The organism is Candidatus Lernaella stagnicola, from assembly GCA_030765525.1.
GTDB classification, from domain to species: Bacteria; Lernaellota; Lernaellaia; order Lernaellales; family Lernaellaceae; genus Lernaella; species Lernaella stagnicola.
This window is the reverse complement of sequence record JAVCCK010000020.1, coordinates 69,049-90,560: the sequence shown is the minus strand read 5'-3', so window position 1 is coordinate 90,560 and position 21,512 is coordinate 69,049. Positions and strand designations below refer to the sequence as shown.

Genomic DNA, 21,512 nt, shown 5'->3' with positions numbered 1-21,512 from the left:
AGTCAAATGATGTTTCGTTTATCCTGGTCGTTCCTTTTCTTCGTATTGGTTATCGTCCTGGCTGTTACGTCGATCTCCTGCAGCGGCGATGACGACGACAGCGCGCGCGCCGACGATGATGATTCGTCGGCCGGAGATGACGACGACAACGATGACGACACGATGCCGCCGAATATGTGCGTGATCGACGGAGAATTGTACAACGACCAACAGGCGCATCCAAACAACCCGTGTCTTATTTGCGACACAAGCGTCAGCCAAAGCTCTTGGTCCTTTTATGACGGCGTCTCCTGTGACGACGGCGCCTTTTGTAACGGCGCGGATACGTGTCAGGCGGGGGCCTGCCAGCAACACGCCGGCGATCCGTGCTCGACCGAGCAAGTCTGCAACGAAGAAACCGACGCGTGCGACGAAACCGGCGGCGACGACGACGATAATGACGACGATGACGACGATGACGACGACGATGACGATGACAATGACGACGACACCGCGCCGCCCACCGATTGCGACATCGGCGGACAAACCATCCCGGGCGGAAATACACACCCGGATAACGTCTGCCTGATTTGCGACCCCGACGAAAACCCCTTCGGATGGTCCTTCAACGACGGGGCAACCTGCGATGATTCCGTGTTTTGTAACGGCGACGACACTTGCTCGTCCGGCTCGTGCAGCCAACATGTGGGCAACCCTTGTCCCGACAATGGCGAGTTCTGTGACGGCGACGAATCGTGCGATGAAGATGGCGACGAATGCGACCACACGGGCGACCCGTGCGGCGAGGGGGAAGTCTGCAACGAAACGACGAACGTCTGCGATATCGATTACCACGAACCGCCCGGCGTGCATGCCGGCGGTAACTGCACCGCCAACGGTTCGTCGTTTTTCGATCTGTTCGGCGATTTCGATCAAGTCGATGTCTACGTGATTTTCTGGAATCAAGCCGACGATCGGACCTACTACGGCCTGCTCGACGTCGATAGCGCCTATCGTATTCCCTACGTGCCCGCCGGTACTTACAACGTGGAAATGCGCGTCGATGTCTGGCATTCCGACGAAAACGAAAACGACTATTCCTGGTCTTTCCGCGATTCGTACGTGGCCGAAGACATCGTGGTTGCGGATACGCCCATCGTGCAGGATATCGAACTGACCTTCCACACCGTCAGCGGCGAGATCACCGATCCCGGCAGCGGGCCCGTCGGCGATTGCGAGGTGATCGTTTCCATGCCGGAGACGGCAAGCGAGGATCCGACGCATCTGGAATTCTCGGCCGAATGGCGCACCGACGGCGCGACCAGCACCTACTCGCTATTCGTGCCCACCTACGACAACTACATCTTCCTTTGGAAACCGGCTGCGGGCGGCGGCTTGCCCCAAACGAGTGAAACAGGCGTGGCCGTCAGCGCTCCGCTCACCAAAAACTTCCAGTTTACGCAAGTCGTGGATACCATCGACTTGAGCCTGACCGATGTGGGAACCGGCATCGAGCATCGCTGGGGTTACTACATGCGTATGGACGCCGCGATGTCCTATGCCGGCAACACTTATACGGGGCACGCCGATCAAGACTACGAAGTCACGATCGATCTGCCGACCGGTTCGTTTACTTACAACGCCACGATGGATATCACCGGTCCGGCCTACGCAGGCAGCCAGTACACGCGTTACTTCAATGACGGCTTCAGCATCCAAGTCACCGGCGCCGGTGACTGGCACGTCAATTTGCCTCTCGTCGAGGTGACCGGCATCGTCACCGACCTTGATGATCTGCCGATGGAGGACGTGAAGGTTGAGGCTGAGATGGGCGCGTTCGGCGCCAAGGGCGAGGCCATTCGCGCCTATCAAAACACCGACGAAATGGGTGAGTATTCTCTGTGGTTGCCGGAAGGTACCTACGACTTCACGTTCAACCCCGTCAACGTCGATGACCACGTGCCGGAAGTGATGCACGACGTTGTCGTGACCGACGACGAGCAAGAGCTCAACTTCCACTTTACCGAAACGCCGGTCGTCTTCTCCGGCACGATCACGATCAACGGAGAGGCGCCCGCCTCGTATTTCCCCGTTTCGTTCGTGTTCCTGGACATCTACCTGACCGATTCGGAAGGTATCGAGTATTTCGCCTGGGGAGAAGACGACGGGAGCTTCGTCGTGCCGGTCAAGGCCGGTGAAACCTACCAACTAGACGTCGAGATAGAGGCGATCATCGGCGTGTTCAACTTCACATTCTTCGAGGTGACCGAACTGGGCGTCGACCTCGCGCCGGGCGTCGGTCACGATTACGATCTCGAAATGTACGAAATCACCGGGCGGGTGTACCAACCCGATCGCGTCACACCCAGCGCCGGCGGCAATGTGACCGTGTCCAACGAAATCCTGGACGTGGGGTACGGCGACGGCAAAGCGCAGACCTCGCTATATGTCTCGATCGATGCGTTGGTGATGGCCGACGGCTGGTACGGCCTCTACGCGCTACCGGGCGAAGCCCATTTGTTGTTCTTCGACCAGTTCCAACACGGCGAATATGTCAACCATTTCGCCGTTGATGCCGACGAAGATCTCGACTTCATATTCGCTTGGCAGGGCGAGAGCAAATAGCCGACTCCGACAACCTTCGACAAGCCCGGCTGGGTGCTCTCCGGCCGGGCTTATTCATTGCTTGGGGGTCCTAAGAACCCCATATGGACACGCGTGAATCGAATCGCGCCGGCTGCCGCCGGGTTGACCGCAGCGGCGGCGCGCCCTATACCAACAAGACTTGTTTGGCTTCGATTCAAGGAGGAAATGAATATGCGCTTTTCGATTCGTCTCATCATGTTAGCCACCGTTGTTTTTTTCGTAGCCATGACGACCGTTGCCTGGGCAGGGCCTGTCACTTCCAAGCTCACGCCCGAGGAATTGGCGGCGGTGAAAGCCGGAAAAGTGATCGTGAAAAACGACATTAAAGAAAATTCAGAGAGCGGTGTGGGCGTCGCTTACGGAGTGATTCGCGGCACGATTGACGATTTTTGGAAAGTGATTTTTGATCACGAAAATTACACCGATTTTTATCCGCGCTTGGAAGGCATCAAAGTTGTCGAGCGCAACAAATATTCGCTGGCGACCATCGAGTTCAAAATGGACGCCACGATCAAAACCTTGACCTACACAACGATCGGCACGGTCACCGCGGACAAGACGCGGATGGACTGGAAACTCGACATGAACCGCCCGCACAAGTTCTTCAAGAAAAACGGCGGTTACTGGCAACTCGAGGAAATCGAACCCGGCGTCCTGCTGGCGGAATACCAAGTTGAAGTCGCGCTGGATCTCGGCCCCTTCTCGAGAGTGGCGACGAAAATCGTCAACTCCATGGCCAAAGACGACCTGCCCGAGGTCATCGAGTGCACCAAAAACCGGGTGGAATCCGGCGGCACCTGGGTGCGGCCGGGGAAAAAGTAATAGCCCGATAAGGACGGTCTGTGCAACACATTCGCAATTTTTGCATCATCGCTCACATCGACCATGGCAAATCGACCTTGGCCGATCGCTTGCTCGAACGCACCCTGCAGATCGCTGAGCGGGAACGCCGCGAACAAATGCTCGACTCGATGGATATCGAGCGCGAACGCGGCATCACCATCAAGAGCCAGGCCGTCACCCTGCCCTACGTCACCAAGGACGGCCAGGAGATGCACCTCAACCTCATCGACACTCCCGGCCACGTCGATTTTTCCTACGAAGTATCCCGCGCCTTGGCCGCCTGCGAGGGCGCGCTGCTGCTCATCGACGCCAGCCAAGGCGTCGAGGCGCAAACCCTGGCCAACATGTACCTGGCCCTCGAACATGACCTGGAGATCATTCCGGTCATCAACAAAATCGACCTCCCCCAGGCCGACATCGAAGCGGTGCAGGAAGAAATCGATCGCGAACTCGGCCTCGATCCCGACGAAGCGCTGCTTTGTTCGGCCAAGACCGGCCAGGGCGTCGACGAGGTGCTCGAAGCGATCGCCCATCGCATTCCGCCCCCACAGGGCGACGAGACCGCGCCCCTGCAAGCCTTGATTTTCGACGCGGCGTACAACCCTTATCGCGGCGTGCTCGTATTCGTGCGGGTGTACAACGGCCGCTTGGCGAAGGGCGACGAAATCCGCTTCCACCACGGCGGCGCGGTGCATGAAGTGGAAGAAGTCGGCTTCATGCAACTGAAGTTGCAGCCCGAAAAGCAACTCGTCGCCGGGGAAGTCGGTTACATCATCAGCGGCGTGAAAAGCGTCAGCGAAATCGCCATCGGCGACACGATCACGACGAAGAAAAACCCGTGCCCGGAACCCCTGCCGGGCTTCAAGGAAGTTCAGCCGGTCGTGTTCTCGTCCATCTACCCGGTCAGCACCGATGACTACCGCGACCTGGCCGACGCCATGGAACGCCTGAAGCTCAACGACGCCTCCCTGACGTATCAGAAAGATACGTCGATCATCCTCGGGCAAGGTTTCCGTTGCGGCTTCCTCGGCCTGCTACACCTGGAGATTGTCCAGGAACGCCTCGAGCGCGAGTTCGACCAGTCGGTCATTCTCACCGCGCCCTCGGTGCAATACCTCGTGACGTTAAGGACCGGCGAGGAAATCATCGTCGACAACCCGGTGTACTTCCCCGACCCGATGCAGGTCGAAATCGTTAAGGAGCCCTTCGTTCGCGCTCATTTCATCTTGCCGGATGAATACCTCGGCGTTGTCATCTCGCTGTGCATCGGCCGTCGCGGCATTCAGAAAAAAATGGATTACCTCGACAAGAAGCGCGTCGAGCTGACTTTCGAACTACCGTTAGCGGAAATCGTCTACGACTTCTACGACAAGCTGAAATCCGTCTCGCGCGGGTACGCTTCCTTCGACTACGAATTCATCGAGCACCGCGAAACCCGCGTGGTGAAGCTGGAAATTCTCGTCAATAAAGAATCGGTCGACGCGCTCTCGGTGCTTATTCACGAAGAACGCGCCGTCGAGCGGGCCCGGCAGATCTGCAAACGCCTGACCGACGAAATTCCCCGCCAGCAATTCAAGATCCCCATCCAGGGACGTATCGGCGGGCAAATCATCTCGCGCGAAACGATCGGCGCCCTGCGCAAGGACGTGACCGCCAAGTGTTACGGCGGCGACGTCTCCCGCAAGCGCAAGCTGCTCGAAAAGCAAAAGAAGGGCAAGAAGCGCATGATGCAAGTCGGCAACGTCATCATTCCGCAACGAGCCTTTTTGTCCGTGCTCAAGGCGGGCGACGACTAATCTGCCACGAGATCCCAAAGTTGTTTCGCAATGCCGTCAGCCAGCAGCATGCCCGCCGGCGTGGGGCGAAAACGCTCGCCATCCCAACTAAACAAACCATCGCTCACGTACGATGACAGGTTCGCCATGATGTCCGAGGCGATGTCCGGAAAGTCGGCGGGGGCCAAACCCGCCGCGGTCCGCAATTGCAGCATCATCCGCTCTCGAACCATCATCCCGGCGGTCAAGGTTTCTTGAAACGCCAGCGGCGACTTGCCATCTTCGACGGCTTCCATGTAGTCGGCCGGAAGGCCCAGGTTGGCGTAGCGAATCCAGCGGCCGTCGCGCTGGACGAGCGAGTGCGCGCCCGCTCCGAAACCGTGATAAGGCTCGCCGGTCCAATATCGGCTGTTGTGCCGCGCTGCAAAACCGGGCCGTGCGAAGTTCGACACCTCATAGTGTTCGTAACCGGCGGCGGCGAGCGCTTCGCTCACGTCCAAAAACACTTCCGCCTGGCGATCGCCGTCGGGCAACGCGAACTCACCTGCCGCGAGGCGGCGGTACATCGCGGCGTCGCTTTCCAGCGACAGCAAATAGGCCGACACATGCTCCGGACGAAGCTGCAAAAGCGTTTCGAGGTCGTCGCGATAAACGGTGTCGTAGGGTTCGGGCAAGCCGACGATCAAATCCAGCCCGATGTTCTCAAAGCCAAGCTCACGGGCCGTCTGATAGGCGCGCACGGCGTGCCCCTCTCGAACGCTGCATTCGAGAAATTCCAGCACGCGCGGGCGGAAAGTCTGCACGCCGATGCTCAGGCGATCCACCCCGGCCGCCCGAAACGCCGCCAGGTTGTGTTCGTCGAGTGAAACGGGATTCGCTTCCAGCGTTACTTCACGCACCCTGCCCGCCGCGCAAAGCGAAGTAACGCGACGAATCATGCCTTCGATATCGGCCGGCGCGACCAGCGACGGCGTGCCGCCGCCGAAGTAAATCGTCTCGGGTCCGAAGTGGGCCAATTCACGGGCGCGCGAGTCGATCTCCGCCGCCAGGGCGCGCAGGTATCGGCCGAGGGTGGCCTCACCGGGCAGTGGAACGGAGTTGAAGCTGCAATACCCGCATTTGGTAGTGCAAAAAGGAATGTGCAAGTAGATGCCGGTGTTGTTTTTTTCCATGCTCACTTCTGTGCTAAGCTCGCCATCATGTTGGGCAACGTAACAGCGGCCGAGTAGATGTCAATTAGAATCGCCCTCGTATCTTTATACGTGATCGAAAACAACGGCGTGCGGTTTCTTGCCGCGATGTTGCGTAACGCTGGTTTCACGGTCTACGAAATCTATTTCAAAGATTACCGGCACCATCACTTCGACGAGCCGACGCCCCGCGAGATCGATAACTTCATCGAATTGTTGACCACCCTGCACGTCGACCTCGTCGGTTTCTCGGTGCGCGCCGGGGCCTACCTGGCTGTAGCCAGAGACCTGACGAACCTGGTCAAGGAACGCTTCGGCGTACCGGTTATATGGGGTGGGCCGCACGTTTCGTTTGCTCCGGAGCAGGTGGTCGGTTTTGCGGACTACCTTTCCATCGGCGAGTCCGAAGACGCGATCGTGGAGTTGGCGCAGGCGTTGGCCGACGGCCGTTCGCCGGAGAACATTGCCAACATCTGGACGCGGCGCGGCGACCGTATCATCCGTAACGACGTGCGCCCGCTGGAACAAAACCTCGACCGTTTCCCCTTCCGCGACTACCACAGCCACGACTTCAAGTATTGGATCGAAGGTCGGCGTGTGTCGCGCGGCGACCCGCTGGTGGGCGAGTCGATCTACCTGACACTCAGCACGCGTGGTTGCATCTTCAATTGCTCGTATTGCGACGTCAACGTGTTGCGGCGCGTATACCGGGGCAAGGGGAAGTTCTTTCGCGTTCGCTCGGTCGACAACATCCTCGCCGAGTTGCGCTATGCCGTGCGCGTGTTTCACAACATGCGCCGTATTCGTTTCGACGACGAACTGTTTCCCGTCGACCCAGAGTGGATTCGCGAGTTCGCCCGGCGTTACAAGGCTGAATTCGACTTTCCTTTCGACATCCTCTCCGACCCGCGCGTGATCAAGGACGACGACATCCGCGTCCTGGTCGACGCCGGTTTGGATAACGTACTGCTGGGAATTCAAGCCGCCGAAGGATTGAATCGCAAGCTTTTCAACCGCCATCAAAAAGACGAAACGGTGCGCGAGGTGGCGCAGATTCTTCATCGTCACGGCGTAACCGGCGGCTACCAGATTATCCTCGATACGCCCAAGACGGTCCGCGACGATCGCCGCGCGCTGCTCGATCTGCTGCTGGCGATTCCCCGCCCTTTCGATTTGTACACGTTCTCCATGTCCTACTGGCCCGGGGCGCGGCTAACCGAGGAACTGGTCGCCGAGGGCATCATCACCGAAAACGACGTGGAAGGCGCCGACAATAAAGTGCTGCGGCAATTCCGCGTCGATCTGGGCGCCGACCGACCCGTCGAAGAGCAATTTTGGATTGCGCTGTACCACCTAACCAGCAAGCGTATCGTACCCAAGGCGTGGATCCGCCGCTGGTCGAATAGCGAACGGCTGCGCCGGAATCCGCGGCCGCTCATTTGGCTGTCGGATCTGTTGGGTTTCGCCAAACTCGGCTGGCGCGCCGTGCTGATGATCAAGAGCCGGGAACTGACCTGGAACATGGTGCGGCGTTGGCTGAACGTGCGCTCGCCCGCGTCGCTTTGACGGGCTCTACTTCAATACATTGAAAAGGCGATTGAGCGGACGCAGCGGACCGGTGAGGGTTTTGAAGCCGCGGTAATCGCACACCGTGCAAAGATCGGTGGCGTGCCGGTCTTTGGCCAGCAGCTTCCGGCGAATCTCGTGGTAGCGCTCAGAGAACCAAACGCTCCACACGCCGTCTTCAAAGGCATTACCGACCGGCTCCTGCACATTCAGATCTTGGCAGCACAACGACACCGTGCCGTCGTGCACGATGTTGATCTGCGTGAAGGGCATCTGGCAAAAAGCCCGCATCGGTTGGGGCGCGGCTTCCTTGTTGGGCGCCGAGCCGGCGCGGTTGAAAAGCTCCGCTTCCTGCTCGCGCACGTACACGATGAACTTGCGACGCTCCTCGGGCGTCAGCGCCGCGAACGTGGCTTCAATGTTGTCCCGCACCGATTGCTGTTCGGTGTAATCGTTGACGGTTAAGTCATCCAGGCCGGCTTCAAACAACGCGTGGGCGCGGTCGGGAGTCAGCACCAGGCCGTTGGTGGAAACCTGCAAAAACGCGCGCGGCAGCAAGCGGCGGGCGTGGGCGACCTTCTGTTCAAGCCCCTTATCGAGTAGCGGTTCGTTGTTGACGAAAAACGCCACGCGCCCGGCATAGTTGACGCGCGTGAGATCGTCGATGATTTTTTCAAACACCTCGACGGACATCGCGGCGTCGGCGCGGGTGCGGTTATCCACGCTCGCGGCGCAGAAGCTGCATCGCCCGTTGCAAATCGTGCGGGTTTCGATGCTCACGGTCGCCGGCAACAGGAAGCGCCAATTCTGTTCGTAGCGGCGGCGGGCCTGCGACGAAAGCGGGCCATATACGTAGTCGCGCATCCACCGGTCCGGAATGCGGCGGCGCAGCGCGACCACGAGCGGACGAAGGCGGCGCGAGAGTCGACCGGGCGCTACGACCTGCCCGCGTTTTTCGACACCGTATTTTTTGTGAGTTTCCACCCCGTTCTTGTGCCACAAAGCGGCGTTGATGCAAAGGCCGGTCTTTGAAGCGGGGGGCAAATCGGTTATCGTTCAGCGATACCGCAGGAGCCAAGCATGCACGTCATTCTGACCGGAAAACGCCAGGTCGGCAAAAGCACGATGTGCCGCCGCATCACCGAGGCGGTCAAGAAAGAAGGACATTCGGTCGGCGGTGTCTGGACCGAAACGATCATGCACGCCGAGGAGCGCACGTTGATGGTCCACAATCTCGATGGCGGCGAGTCCACGTTGCTAGCCAGTACCGCACGCCAGGGGCCGGGACCCAAGCAAGGTAATTTCGTTTTCAGCTACGAGGGAATTTTCGCCGGGATCCGCGCCATCGGCAACGCGATGAAACACGATCTGCTGGCCGTGGACGAAATCGGGCCGTTGGAAATGCGCCGGCAGGGCTTCTTCCCTGTTCTGCATACGATCAGCCGCGCCCGGCATTCGCTGCTGGTGATTCGCGAGGAACTGATCGACGCCGCTCTCGTGCAATTGCGCCTCGGCCACGATTTTGAAGTCATTCCCGTCGTGCCCGAATACCGCGACGAACTGCTTGAACGACTCGCGCCGCGCTTCCTCGACGCGCTTCAAAACGAGAACAAATAGTGAAGCCGGGCGGTAATAAGAAAATAATATACGCCGCGTTGGCCGCCAATTTTGCGATCATGATCAGCAAATTTTTCGCCGCCGCGGTGACGCGTTCGACCGCCATGTTCGCCGAGGCCCTGCACAGCCTGGCCGATACAGGCAACCAGGTCTTGCTGCTCGTCGGGCTCAAACGTGCCCAGAAACCCGCCGATGCCGCCCACCCTTTCGGTTACGGCAAAGAAAACTACTTCTGGGCATTTGTCGTGGCGATCACGATGTTTGTCGTCGGCTCGGTGGTCAGCGTCTGGCAAGGTGTCGAGAAAGTTATTCACCCTCACGAGTTGGAGTCGATCGGCTGGGGCGTGGGAGTGTGCCTCGCGGGCATCGTTTTTGAAGGCGCGTCGTTCCTTCTTGCCGCCAACGCCATTAGCCGTGACTTGCGGGGCCGTAGCTTTTGGCAGTACGTGCGGGCCTCGAAGGAACCGGTGACCATCACCGTATTCCTGGAAGATTCTGCGGCGCTGCTGGGCTTGGTTCTTGCCCTGTTGGGCTTGCTCGGCTCGCATTTCCTCGGCATTCCCCAACTCGACGGCGCGGCCAGTATTGCCATCGGCCTACTCTTGGCCTGTGTGGCCGCGGTGCTATCCATCGAAACGAAAAGCCTGCTCGTGGGCGAATCGGTGCTGGTTGAAGATCGCGAGGCAATTCTGGCCGCGTTGCGCCAGACGGAAAACGTCGTCGAAGTAATGGATCTGAAGACGATGCACCTTGGACCGCGGCGCGTGCTGGTGGCAGCGCAACTGCATCTTGCCGATGGTCTCGAGACGGACCAAATTGAGCAACTCCTCGACGACGCCGAGGCCGCCGTGCGGGCTCGCTTACCGATCGTCGCCCACTGCTACCTGGAAGTTGAAGGCGAGTAAAACGCGACTTTTCGACGTCGATACGCGCCGCAACGGACGCCGGGAAATGGGTTGCGCCGGCCCCGACTCAGCGTTAGGATGCGCGTGGTCCTAACCCGATTAATTGGCGTTTTCGAAGGTTCACCATGCCTATTCGACCGTGCCATTTTGACTCCCTCCCACGCCCGCCGCGGTGCCAAGGAGAAACAACTAACGGCAAGCAAATAGCTTGCCGTTTTTGATTTAAGAACCGAAAGGAGATCACAACATGTTTGGACCGTTCAAGAACGAATCCCTGATCGACTTCTCCGATTCCGCCAACAAAAACGAGATGGAAGCGGCACTGCTTCGCGTGGCTGCGGAGGCCGAGCAGCAAAAAATCATACCGCTCATCATCGGCGGGCGAAAAGTTAAAACGAAGGAAACGTTCACCACGGTCAATCCCGCCAAACCCAAACAAGTGTTGGGTACGTTCTACAAGGCGGGCAAAAAAGAAGCTCAGCAGGCGATCAACGCCGCCGAGAAGGCCTTCGCCGATTGGGCCGCCGAACCGGCGCAGCGTCGAGCGGAAATCCTCATTCGCGCCGCCGAGCTGATGCGCCTACACCGGTATGAGATCAACGCCACGATGGTGCTGGAAGTCGGGAAAAATTGGGTCGAGGCCGACGCCGACACCGCCGAGGCGATCGACTTCTTCGAGTTTTACGCCCGCGAGGCTGTTCGCTACGACAAGGGACAACCGGTCGGACATTACCCCAACGAACGCAACGAAACCTTCTACATCCCACTGGGCGTCATCAGCGTCATTCCGCCCTGGAATTTCCCGAACGCGATCCTGGCGGGCATGACCACCGCCGCCCTCGTGGCCGGCAACACGGTGTGCCTGAAACCCGCCTCCGACGCGCCGTTGATCGGCTACAAGGTCGCGCAACTCCTCTTTGCCGCCGGCATTCCCCGCGGCGTGCTCAATTTTGTCCCCGGCCCCGGACCGACCTGCGGCGAGGAGCTGGTTACGAACCCGAAAGTGCGGATGATCTGTTTCACCGGCTCGCGGGCAGTCGGCCTGGGGATCAGCGAAAAAGCAGCCAAAATGGCGCCCGGCCAGAAATGGATCAAGCGCCTAATCGCCGAAATGGGCGGCAAAAATACCTTGATCGTCGACGAAACCGCCGACTTGGATCACGCCGCGGTCAGCGCGGTGGCCAGCGCCTTTGGCTTCCAAGGCCAAAAATGCTCCGCCTGCAGCCGCGTGATCGTCGTGCAGCAGGTCTACGAAAAATTCAAGAAAAAAGTCGTCAAGCTGATCGGCGGCATCACCGTCGGGCCCGTCACCGACGAACGCAACTTCATGGGTCCGGTCATCAACCCGGCATCGCTGAAGAAATGGCAGCAGTACGTGCGGATCGCCAAGCGCCAGGCGCGGATTGTCATCGGCGGCAACAAAATCAACATCGACGGCGGCTATTTCTGCGAACCGACGCTGGTTGATAACGTCAAACCCGGCTCGCGCATCGATCAGGAAGAGATCTTCGCGCCGCTGCTGGCGATGATCAAAGTCAAGGATTTCGAAGAGGCGCTGCGCGTGGCCAATGCCACCGAATACGGGCTTACCGGCGGCTTGTGCTCCACCTCGCGCGAGCGCATCGAACGCGTCCGGCGCGAACTTCACGTCGGTAACTTGTACGTGAATCGCAAAATCACCGGCGCCCTGGTCAACTTGCAGCCCTTCGGCGGCTTCAACATGAGCGGCACCGATTCCAAAGCCGGCGGCTCGGATTACTTGCTGCTGTTCCTGCAAGCCAAGAGCTTCACGGAGCGTTTCTAGTCAATGGAAACAATCCGGGATCGGCGGCGATACGATTTCCGTGAGGGCGAGTTCGACCGCGGGCAGCCCGTGACCTTGCGCTTTGAAGGACATGATTTACGCGCTTTCAGCAAGGAATCGGTCGCCGTCGCGCTGCTCGCCAACAACGTGCGCGTCGCCTCGCGCTCGCTCAAGTACCATCGGCCGCGCGGTGCCTTCTGCCTCAGCGGTCGGTGCATGAGTTGCCTGGCGCGGGTCGACGGCGTACCCAATGTGCGCACCTGCCACGTGCGTTGCCGAGACGGCATGACCGTCGTGCGGGAAAACAGCCTGCCGGGAGCCTCGACCGACCTGCTGCGCACCTTCGATTTCGCCTTTCCGAGTCACATGAACTATCACGAGATGTTCACGAAGCCGCGCTGGGTCAACCAAGCCCTCCAAACCGCCGTGCAGCAATTCGCCGGCACCGGCGACCTGCCCACCGACATAGCCGAAACACCGCCCATCAGCCGACATGAAGTGGACGTCCTGGTTATCGGCGGCGGGCCGGCCGGTATCGCCGCGGCTTTAGAAGCGGCCGCGGGTGGCGCCAAGGTCTGGCTCGTGGAAGATGCGCCTGAACTCGGCGGCCACTTGGTGGGTTGGCCCAATGCCGTCGACGACCGGGAAACCGGCGCCGCGTGGATCGCCGAAAATCGCACGCGATTGGCCGAGGCCGGAGTGGAAGTCACGACCGACGCCGAGTGCATCGGCTTCTTTCATGAAGGCTTCTGGGGCATCCACCGCCAGGGCGCGTCGATACTCGCCGAAGCGCAGCGAACCATCGTCGCCACGGGTGCCTACGACCAACCCGCGCTGTTCGCCGGTAACGATTTACCGGGCATCTTCTCGGCGCGCGGCATGCTCAAGCTGGTGCACCGCTGGGGCGTACGCGCGGCCGAATCGGTCGCCATCATCGGCACCAACGACACCGCCTTGGCGCTCGCTGAAACGTTACCCGAGGCGGGCATTCAAGTCGTCGGCCTGATCGAAGCGGGCGACGCGATCCGTGGCGACGGCGACCGGGCCGAGTTGGTGCAAAGCCGCGGCGTGCCGGTTTTTCTAAACACGAAGCCGACCGCCGCCATAGGCTTGAAACGCTTGCGCGGTCTGAAAACCGAAAACAGCGACGGCGCAGCGGTGCGGGCGCGCTGCGATGCCGTTTGCGTCGCCACGACCCCGGCCCCTAGTTGGGAACTCGCCGCCCAAGCCGGAGCCGAAGCGGAATACGACCCCGAACGCGGCGGTTTCGTCGCGCGGGCCGATTCCTGCGGGCGCACGTCGCAAGAACACGTATTGATCACCGGCGAAATGCTCGGCGCCGCGTCGCCCGATGAAGTGATTCGCCGCGGCCGTATCGCCGGGATCACCGCGGTCCTCGACCTCCAGCGCACCGACGCCCTGCAAGCTCGACTCGACGCGCTACTCGGGAGCTAATGCCATGCCGCGAAAAACCATCATCTGCCGTTGCGAAGACGTCACGCTCGCCGACGTGCAAGAGGCCATCGAACACGGTCTGCGCGACATCGAATCACTCAAACGCTATCTGGCCATCGGCACCGGCCCGTGTCAGGGGAAAACCTGCCTGGCCCACGTCGCCCGCATTCTTGCCGAGGCGGACGTGCCGCGCGAGGAAATCAAACCCATGGTCAGCCGCACGCCACTAGCCTGGGTGCCGTTGGGCGCGTTCGCGGGTGAGATGGAAGGAGACCCCTCGTGAGCGGCCCGCGCACGGTCATTATCGGGGGCGGCATCGTCGGCTTGTCGCTCGCCTGGAATCTAGCCAAGCTCGGTTGGGATAACATCACGGTGCTCGAGCGCGACCACCTCAACGCGGGGGCCTCGGCGCGCTGCGGCGGCGGCGTGCGGGCGCAATGGTCGACGGCCGACAACATCCGCATCATGAAGCGTAACCTGGATTTGTTCGTCAGCTTTCCGCAGGACACGGGCTTCAACAACTGGTTCCAGCAACGCGGTTACCTTTTCCTCGCCTACAGCGACCAGCAGGCCGAGCAGTTCGAAAAGAGCGTGGGCCTGCAACACGAAAACGGCGTGATGACCAAACTGTGGTCGCCCAGCGAGGTCAAACGCCGCGTGCCGGGCATCAACACCGACGGGATCGTCCTGGGCTGCTTCCACAAAAAGGACGGCGTCTGTTTCCCCTTCGCCATGGTCTGGGGTTACACGAAAGTTTGTCGGCAATTGGGCGTCCGCGTCCTGCCTTTCCACGAAGCGCTCGGGCTGCGTGTCGCAAACCGGAAAATTACCGTCGTCGAGACCAACCGGGGCGAGTTTCCCGCCGACCTGGTCGTCAATTGCGCCGCCGCGTGGGCACCGCAAATCGGCCGCATGTGTGGCGTGGAGATGCCCAATTATCCGGAGAAGCACGAGGCGATTGTCACCGAAGCGCTGCACTCGTTCATGGGGCCGAACCTGGTGCCGATGAACAGTGGCATATACGTGACGCAGACCATGCGCGGCGAACTCTATGCTTGCTTGGGCCTCGATAAAGCGCCCGCCGAAAATTACGACACCTCGTTCGCGTTCATGCGCAAAGTCAGCCGGCTGATGATTGACCTCATGCCGCGCCTCAGCGGCGTGAAAGTGCTGCGCCAGTGGGCCGGTTTTTACGACATCACGCCCGATACCAGCCCGATCATCGGCTATGTAACCGAGCCCGAGAATTTCTACCAGTACCACGGCCTGATGGGACACGGCTTCATGTTCGCCCCGGCGATGTCGGAAATGATCGCCGCGCACCTGGACGGCAGTGAATTGCGCGAGGATTTGACCGCCTACAATCTGGACCGCTTCGCGCACGGCGGCCTGGAAGTCGAGCAGATGATCATCGGCTGAGGAATCGCCCGTTCCCCTGTCTCCTTGCGACCAGCCAAACACCGGAGTATATATGGATTAGTTCTTTACGAATGGTATCCGTGTAGGCGTTTTACACTATATTTGTCTGCGTTCCGAGTTTTCGCCTTTGATAATCGTGATGCTCGACATGTTTTTACCTCGAGCGGTTTTTACGTGGTCTGCCTACGCGCAACCGGAGGCTTGTGATGTCTGCAATTAAAAAAACCGTTTTGTGTTTCGAAGTCTCATCGTTTTAGTTCTTGCACTTCTCATGATCGCGGGTTTGGCCTGCGACGACGATAACGACGACAACGACACGCCGGCGGATGATGACGACAGCGACGACGCGTCCCCGGCGGGCACCTGGCCGGATGATCCGAAGCCGATTGTGGGCTGGGTTGCGACTTCTCGATCGGCGGAAAATGAGTGGGGTAGTTTGTGGCAAATCGCCGACGGCCAAGCCGTGCCGGTGTCGGCGCCGGATTCCTCACCCTTTTTCTTCGGTGACGCGACGGTGAATCATGCGTGGGCGACTGATATGTACTACCTGTTTTCCTACTCTGGAAATAAATGGGGAATTGTAGCGCCTGAACCCCCGTGCGCCGGCGACGATACCGGATTCAACTTCCTCAAAGTCGAATTGTTCGGTTTTAGTGGCGCTGCGATAAGTTGCTCACCGACCAGAACGGTGCTTTTTTGGGATAACGTAGATTGGAAACCGACTTGTACCGATTGCGCCCTTTACAATTGCCTTGAATCCGGCGCCTGTGGTGTAGGCCTGCTAAATGGTTTCCGAAAAAACCTCGGCATCCAAACTGAGTCGGCGTACCAGCCCCTGCTTACCGACGTCAGCTTGTTTCCCGGGCACGCGAGCTTCGTGCTGCAATCGGAGGAAGTCGCTTATGCGTTGACGCTGCAAACCGCGGATATGGATTGGTGGCAGTTGACGCATTGCCAAAACGGCACTTGTAGGATTGACGACAGAATCGAGGGAACGATCGACACTCGGTACCCGACGTTTCTCGTCCGTATCGATGATGAACACACGGCCTACAGCGGTTATCGAATGGGCGGTTTCGGATACGGCGTTGTCGTCCTCGAAGGCTACGCTAAACTCATCGAAACGGATTGGCCGTGTTTTCGCTGGTTAACTTTCGCGCCCGGCGGCAGCGGTTTGGGGATCGTCCGGGAGGAAGGCGACTGGGTGCTCTACCTCATCACCGGCATGGAAATCACCCGACTGATGGAATTTCCTGAAGGCGAATACCCCACCGGCTTCCTCGTCGCCGCCGACGCGTATTGAAACCTGGAAGTCGCGCGGCAAAACTGCTATGTTGATTCGGGGGTATCGCGAAGTTCGGCATGGAACGAATGATTTTGTGTTTCGCCGTTTTTCTTCTACTTCTCGCCCTTCTTTCCCTTCCAGCCTGCGACGACATGTGCACCAGTCCGCCAAGGATGGACTTTCTCACCCGCCTGTTTGTACACTGAAGCCGCAACCTTCCCATTGGAGCGGACGATATGGAAACGATCTTCAAGCGCCGCAGCATCCGCCGGTATACTTCCGAGCCCGTGAGCGACGAACAAGTCACCGCCATTCTTAAAGCCGCGATGGCGGCGCCGTCGGCCGGCAATCAGCAGCCGTGGCATTTTGTCGTGCTGCGCGATCCGGACATCAAGAACGGCGTGCCGGATGTTCACCCCTACTCGAGAATGGTCGTGGAAGCACCGGTGGCTATCGCCGTATGCGCCGACATGTCGCTCGTGAGCCATGCAGGCATGTGGGAACAAGACTGCGCCGCCGCGACGCAAAACCTCTTGCTGGCGGTCACCGACCTCGGTCTTGGCGCCGTTTGGCTGGGCGTACACCCTCGCGAGGACCGGGTCGCGGGGCTGAAAAAACTCTTGCGCCTGCCCGACACCGTGATTCCTTTCGCGTTGGTGCCGGTGGGGCATCCCGCCGAAAGCAAAGGCCCCGCCGACTACTACCGCGAGGATCGGATTCACCAAGACCAATGGTGATCGACAGGTAGTGCCGCTTGCGCCGGATGATTGAGAAACAAACCACATTCCGCTATTATGCGCTGTCCGCAGGCCTAAGGACCCACGCTGGAGATTTATCATGAAACAAGTCACGCTCTCTCTCATGTTCGTTTTGTTACTCGGTTTTGCGTCGGTATCCGCGGCCGCGGATGTCCAAGACGTACAGAAAGCCATCACCGAAGCCGGCGCCGAATGGACCGCCGGTTACACTTCGCTTTCGCACTTATCGGCCGATGAATTCGCCGAGTATTGCAGTTGGGAATTCGGTGATCCGCCCGCTCCGATGTCCTACATCAACGAAATCGAAATTCCTAAAGACATGCCCGCGCATTTGGACTGGCGCAATATAGACGGCGAAAATTTCATGACGCCGATCAAGGATCAGCACCCCTGCGGCACCTGCGCGACTTTTTCCTCGATCGCCGCCTTCGAGTCGCTGATCAAAATCGCCGTGGGGAATGCCTTCGTCGAACCCGACCTCTCCGAACAGCACGTCTATTCATGCGAGGGGCCCCTCCCCTACACCCTCTTTCACCCGATGATTTATTTGAAAAACTCCGGCGCGCCCGATGAAACCTGCATGCCCTATAACTGCGATTTCGCCGGCGAACGGCCCTCCTGCCAGGATACCTGCGCCGATTGGGACGCCCGCAGCTTTCAGACCACCGACTATCGTTTCTTCATGTGGCCGAACGAGGAGCAGATCATCGCCGCACTGCAGGACGGCCCCATTATCGCCGGCATGCAAGTGTATGAAGACTTCCAGGACTACACCGGCGGCATCTACGAGCACGTCACCGGCAAGATCCTCGGCGGGCACGGCGTGGCGCTGATCGGTTACGACAAAGATGAACAGTATTGGATCATCAAAAACAGTTGGGGCACAGAGTGGGGCGAAGAGGGCTACGCCCGCCTGCGTTGGCAAACCGGCATGTTGCGCTTCAGTTACCAGTCCGTCGACGTCCAGGTCGATTACGAAACCCTCTGCGGCGCCGATACCGCCCCCGCCATCGACGGCTTGGCGATCCTAAACGCCGTGGGCGAATTGCCTGAAGACGCCGACCTCGAAATCAGCTTCACCTACGCCGACGGGGAAGCCAATCTGCGCGGTGGCGAGCTGTTCTACGCGATCGACGACGAAGATGCTCTGCGCTTCGCTGAGCCGATGCGCGAGTTGGTCGGCACCAGCGAGGCCGCCCGTGACGAACCCTTCACGCTCATGCTCCCCGGCCCGTTCGCCTCAGGCGAGCACACCCTGGCGATCTACGTGAGCGACTTGTGCGGTCTGGTCAGCAACGAGGTCACCATCGGTTTCCAGGTGGCTGGTACCCCGACGGATGACGACGACTCGACGATGGATGACGATACGGATATTGGCGACGACGACGACGACACGGACGCACCGGCCGACGATGATGATGACGACGATAATGACGACAGCGGCTGCGGAAAATAGTCCGACCGGCTCGACAGCAGACGACGCGATCGACATCGCGAAGCCCCGTGACGACGGCGAAGCCGGGTGTTGCTTACCACTGTAGCGACCAGTAGGTAACGTCGGTACGAGCGACTTGGCAGAGATTTTTGCTGAGTGCGGCGTTTTCCCACGCCCGCGAGAAGATGTGGCGCTGTGGCTTAGGCTGCCATCGGCAGATCAACTGCGCCGCGGCTGCGGAACCAACTACCCCGAAAGTAGACTGAACTCACCGTTTGAAAAGGGCGTCGCGCGGTCTAAATGTCCTGATGGATCGATAAGTACGCACTGACGTATTCTTCAATCACTTCGTGTTTTTTTGTTTCTTCCGCGTGAAATTCCAGCCCCATGGCGATGCCGCCGTTCACCGTTTCCAAACGGCGGACAATCGCTCGCAACTGTTGTATTTCCGTGTTGTTGGGCAAACGGAAAGTAAGGGCGATTTCGCTGCCGACCGGGGCGCCGCGATCCGCCATCACCAACGCGCCGAGGCTGGATAGATTGAGAATTTTGCATTTGCCGCCATCGGAAACCTCGGCGTCGAGATAGGTTCTAACCCGCCGGCTGCGGCGGAGGTTTTTCGCCTCGGCCATTTCCGGGAATTCCAGGAACCAGAGATCCGCCGGCTGACTGCGGTGAACCCCCAGTAATTCCGAGACGAAACCGTACACCGATCCTTCGTGCAAATAGCGGATGACCATATTGTTTTTCGTCTGGTGCATCACTTTACGGCCGTCCACTTCAGGTGTATTGATGATCAGGAATGTATTATCCCGCCAACCGATGATTTGCGACTTCGCTTTCTGCCTTTCGCCGGATCGCTCGAATTCAACGAAAATCGGCAAATCAACCTGGAACTGGGGTTTGATATGAGTCAGTGCATCTTTCTTTGCATTTTTATTGAGTTTTTTCGGTGTTGGCAACCATTGCGACACTCCTTGAGCGATTACAATAGATAACAAACCGTGTCTACCTGTGGTTATCGAAGAAATTCGGAGCGAATAAACATCCGATGCGTCATCGTTCGCGGTATATTCCGATCTCACCGCCGATAGTTTGCACACGGCCTCATATAAGGAACTCGGTCCTTTTTTAGTTTTTATTAGGGAAAAAATCAATACATTTCGTAATACTTATCTCTTCGCGCGCCGATTGATCATCAAAATAACTACAGCGGAGAAGCCCTAACTTGCCGTGTGAACTGGGAATTGACCTCTCGATGTTTTCCCTGTTCTTTCACGACGCAAATGATTCTATTTCTGTTATTTTCCCGTTAGTAGCGTTTTCGGAAGTGTGATTGCAGCGCCGGATAAAGTTTCCCAAAGCGTTCGTAGTGGTCCTCATAGCGGGCGGCACGCTCTAAGTCGGGCGATAGGGTATCGACTACGCGCACGATCAGGTCGCAAGCGGAGTCAACGTCGCTGTAAATGCCCGCGCCGACACCGGCCAAAAGAGCGGCGCCAAAAGCGGCTCCTTCGGTCACATTGACTTGGGCGATCTCGGTCGAAAAGACGTCGGCCAACATTTGCCGCCAAAACGCCGATTTCGCACCGCCGCCCGAGACGCGAATCTGGGCCGGTTCGATTCCCAAATCCCGAATCAATTCCAAGGAATCCCGCATTCCAAAAGTAACGCCTTCGAACACCGCGCGGGCCATGTGCGCCCGGCCGTGCCGTAGGGTCAAACCGATAAAACACGCGCGAGCGTGGGGGTCGGGATGCGGCGTGCGTTCGCCGATCAAATAGGGCAAAAAATACAGCCCCTCGGATCCTATTTCGATCCCGGCGGCTTCTTCCGCAAGTCGGTCGTACCCTGATTTGCCGCCGATTACTTCCGCCCGCATCTCTTCATCGCCGAGCGCGTCGCGGAACCAGCGCAAGCTGCCTCCTGCCGAGAGCATGACTCCCATCACGTGCCACATGCCGGGGTTGGCGTGACAGAAGGCGTGTAGGCGGCCTTCGTTGTCGATCAACGGGTCGCTCGTGGGCGCGAACACCACACCGGACGTGCCAAGCGTGGCCGACACCAAGCCTTCTTGAGACAAACCCGAACCGAGGGCCTGTGCCGCTTGGTCTCCCGCCCCTCCCACCACAACGGTTCCCGGCGCCAGGCCGGTCGCCGCGGCCGCCTCCCGACTCACTTGCCCGGTCAGCAACGTGGATTCAGCGCACACCGGCGCCCAGGCAAGCGGGATATCCAACGCGTGGAACAAAGTTTCGGACCATTCGCGCGCTTGCACATCGAACAACGATGTTCCTGAAGCGTCCGAAACCTCGGTGGCGAATTCGCCGGTCAAGCGGAAGCGAAGGTAATCCTTAGGCAATAAAAAGTGTTTGATCCGCTCATAGATCTCGGGTTCCTGTTCGCGCACCCAAAGGATTTTCGGCGCGGTGAACCCCGGCAAAACGGGATTGGCGGTCAAGTCGAGCAGATCGTCGACCCCGAACCGCGCAATCATGTCGCGACACTGGGATTCGGTGCGCTGGTCGTTCCATAGAATGGCGGGTCTTAAGACCTCGTCGTTCTTGTCGAGCAAGACCAAGCCGTGCATCTGGCCGGTCAGACCCACGGCCCTGATGTCTGCGGGCGCGACTTCACTTTGGGCAAGCACAGCGCGACAACACGCGCATGTTGCTTCCCACCAATGCTCCGGATCCTGCTCCGACCACAACGGCTCCGGCGTGGAAAGCGGATAGTGCTCGGTATGAACGGATTGCACCGCGCCGTTTTCGTCCATGATCAAGGCTTTGGCGCCGCTCGTGCCTACGTCGATACCGAGCAGGAAGGCCATGGTTG

The 21,512-nt window shown here is 59.1% G+C and carries 17 protein-coding genes; 13 read left to right on the top strand and 4 right to left on the bottom strand.

Going from position 1 to position 21,512, the window contains the following annotated elements:
* Positions 1–9: 9 nt before the first annotated feature.
* From P9L99_09145 to lepA, 3 genes are all read left to right on the top strand, one after another.
* Positions 10–2,604: a hypothetical protein gene (locus tag P9L99_09145; GenBank protein MDP8223513.1), complete on the top strand. Its 2,595-nt coding sequence runs from the start codon at positions 10–12 to the stop codon at positions 2,602–2,604.
* Between the two features lie 192 nt (positions 2,605–2,796).
* Positions 2,797–3,447: an SRPBCC family protein gene (locus P9L99_09140; protein ID MDP8223512.1), complete on the top strand. Its 651-nt coding sequence runs from the start codon at positions 2,797–2,799 to the stop codon at positions 3,445–3,447.
* A 20-nt stretch (positions 3,448–3,467) separates the two neighbouring features.
* Entirely contained in the window at positions 3,468–5,264 is a 1,797-nt protein-coding gene (gene lepA / locus P9L99_09135) for a translation elongation factor 4 (protein ID MDP8223511.1), read from the top strand.
* On the opposite strand, the gene hemW is transcribed toward lepA, so the two are convergent.
* Positions 5,261–6,415, bottom strand: coding sequence for a radical SAM family heme chaperone HemW (gene hemW / locus P9L99_09130; GenBank protein ID MDP8223510.1), 1,155 nt, complete (start codon positions 6,413–6,415; stop codon positions 5,261–5,263). The two genes, lepA and hemW, sit on opposite strands and share 4 nt — an antisense overlap.
* Positions 6,416–6,472: 57 nt before the next feature.
* Here hemW and P9L99_09125 point away from each other — a divergent pair, with 57 nt between their 5' ends.
* Positions 6,473–7,999 carry a cobalamin-dependent protein gene (locus tag P9L99_09125; protein MDP8223509.1) on the top strand — a complete coding sequence of 509 codons (1,527 nt, stop codon included), beginning with the start codon at positions 6,473–6,475 and terminating at the stop codon, positions 7,997–7,999.
* 6 nt (positions 8,000–8,005) lie between these two features.
* Here the strand turns inward: P9L99_09125 and P9L99_09120 are convergent, their stop codons facing one another.
* Complete coding sequence (locus P9L99_09120) at positions 8,006–8,983, bottom strand: radical SAM protein (protein MDP8223508.1); 978 nt, start codon at positions 8,981–8,983, stop codon at positions 8,006–8,008.
* Positions 8,984–9,079: 96 nt separating this feature from the next.
* Here P9L99_09120 and P9L99_09115 point away from each other — a divergent pair, with 96 nt between their 5' ends.
* The 9 genes from P9L99_09115 (at position 9,080) to P9L99_09075 (ending at position 18,698) form a co-directional block, all read left to right on the top strand.
* Entirely contained in the window at positions 9,080–9,616 is a 537-nt protein-coding gene (locus tag P9L99_09115) for a nucleoside-triphosphatase (protein MDP8223507.1), read from the top strand.
* Entirely contained in the window at positions 9,616–10,521 is a 906-nt protein-coding gene (locus P9L99_09110; GenBank protein MDP8223506.1) for a cation diffusion facilitator family transporter, read from the top strand. The genes P9L99_09115 and P9L99_09110 overlap by 1 nt, the downstream gene beginning before the upstream one ends.
* Positions 10,522–10,768: 247 nt before the next feature.
* Entirely contained in the window at positions 10,769–12,325 is a 1,557-nt protein-coding gene (gene pruA, locus P9L99_09105) for an L-glutamate gamma-semialdehyde dehydrogenase (protein ID MDP8223505.1), read from the top strand.
* Positions 12,326–12,328: 3 nt separating this feature from the next.
* Entirely contained in the window at positions 12,329–13,780 is a 1,452-nt protein-coding gene (locus P9L99_09100) for a 2Fe-2S iron-sulfur cluster-binding protein (protein ID MDP8223504.1), read from the top strand.
* Between the two features lie 4 nt (positions 13,781–13,784).
* The gene (locus P9L99_09095) at positions 13,785–14,063 is read left to right on the top strand and encodes a (2Fe-2S)-binding protein (GenBank protein MDP8223503.1); all 279 of its coding nucleotides are present in this window, start codon (positions 13,785–13,787) and stop codon (positions 14,061–14,063) included.
* Positions 14,060–15,199, top strand: coding sequence for an FAD-binding oxidoreductase (locus P9L99_09090; GenBank protein MDP8223502.1), 1,140 nt, complete (start codon positions 14,060–14,062; stop codon positions 15,197–15,199). The genes P9L99_09095 and P9L99_09090 overlap by 4 nt, the downstream gene beginning before the upstream one ends.
* Before the next feature lie 271 nt (positions 15,200–15,470).
* Positions 15,471–16,502, top strand: coding sequence for a hypothetical protein (locus P9L99_09085; protein ID MDP8223501.1), 1,032 nt, complete (start codon positions 15,471–15,473; stop codon positions 16,500–16,502).
* Between the two features lie 218 nt (positions 16,503–16,720).
* Positions 16,721–17,221: a nitroreductase family protein gene (locus P9L99_09080; GenBank protein MDP8223500.1), complete on the top strand. Its 501-nt coding sequence runs from the start codon at positions 16,721–16,723 to the stop codon at positions 17,219–17,221.
* A 100-nt stretch (positions 17,222–17,321) separates the two neighbouring features.
* Complete coding sequence (locus P9L99_09075) at positions 17,322–18,698, top strand: C1 family peptidase (protein ID MDP8223499.1); 1,377 nt, start codon at positions 17,322–17,324, stop codon at positions 18,696–18,698.
* A 275-nt stretch (positions 18,699–18,973) separates the two neighbouring features.
* On the opposite strand, the gene P9L99_09070 is transcribed toward P9L99_09075, so the two are convergent.
* Together P9L99_09070 and xylB are read right to left on the bottom strand one after the other, a co-directional pair.
* On the bottom strand, positions 18,974–19,834 hold the full coding sequence (locus tag P9L99_09070) for a flagellar brake protein (GenBank protein ID MDP8223498.1): 861 nt from the start codon (positions 19,832–19,834) through the stop codon (positions 18,974–18,976).
* Between the two features lie 155 nt (positions 19,835–19,989).
* Positions 19,990–21,507: a xylulokinase gene (xylB, locus tag P9L99_09065; protein ID MDP8223497.1), complete on the bottom strand. Its 1,518-nt coding sequence runs from the start codon at positions 21,505–21,507 to the stop codon at positions 19,990–19,992.
* Positions 21,508–21,512: the final 5 nt, after the last annotated feature.

Coding starts and splice junctions, on each gene's coding strand:
- P9L99_09145 (MDP8223513.1), top strand. CDS start 10: ATGTTTCGTTTATCCTGGTCGTTCCTTTTCTTCGTATTGGTTATCGTC.
- P9L99_09140 (MDP8223512.1), top strand. CDS start 2,797: ATGCGCTTTTCGATTCGTCTCATCATGTTAGCCACCGTTGTTTTTTTC.
- hemW (MDP8223510.1), bottom strand. CDS start 6,415: ATGGAAAAAAACAACACCGGCATCTACTTGCACATTCCTTTTTGCACT.
- P9L99_09125 (MDP8223509.1), top strand. CDS start 6,473: ATGTCAATTAGAATCGCCCTCGTATCTTTATACGTGATCGAAAACAAC.
- P9L99_09115 (MDP8223507.1), top strand. CDS start 9,080: ATGCACGTCATTCTGACCGGAAAACGCCAGGTCGGCAAAAGCACGATG.
- pruA (MDP8223505.1), top strand. CDS start 10,769: ATGTTTGGACCGTTCAAGAACGAATCCCTGATCGACTTCTCCGATTCC.
- P9L99_09100 (MDP8223504.1), top strand. CDS start 12,329: ATGGAAACAATCCGGGATCGGCGGCGATACGATTTCCGTGAGGGCGAG.
- P9L99_09095 (MDP8223503.1), top strand. CDS start 13,785: ATGCCGCGAAAAACCATCATCTGCCGTTGCGAAGACGTCACGCTCGCC.
- P9L99_09085 (MDP8223501.1), top strand. CDS start 15,471: ATGATCGCGGGTTTGGCCTGCGACGACGATAACGACGACAACGACACG.
- P9L99_09080 (MDP8223500.1), top strand. CDS start 16,721: ATGGAAACGATCTTCAAGCGCCGCAGCATCCGCCGGTATACTTCCGAG.
- P9L99_09075 (MDP8223499.1), top strand. CDS start 17,322: ATGAAACAAGTCACGCTCTCTCTCATGTTCGTTTTGTTACTCGGTTTT.
- xylB (MDP8223497.1), bottom strand. CDS start 21,507: ATGGCCTTCCTGCTCGGTATCGACGTAGGCACGAGCGGCGCCAAAGCC.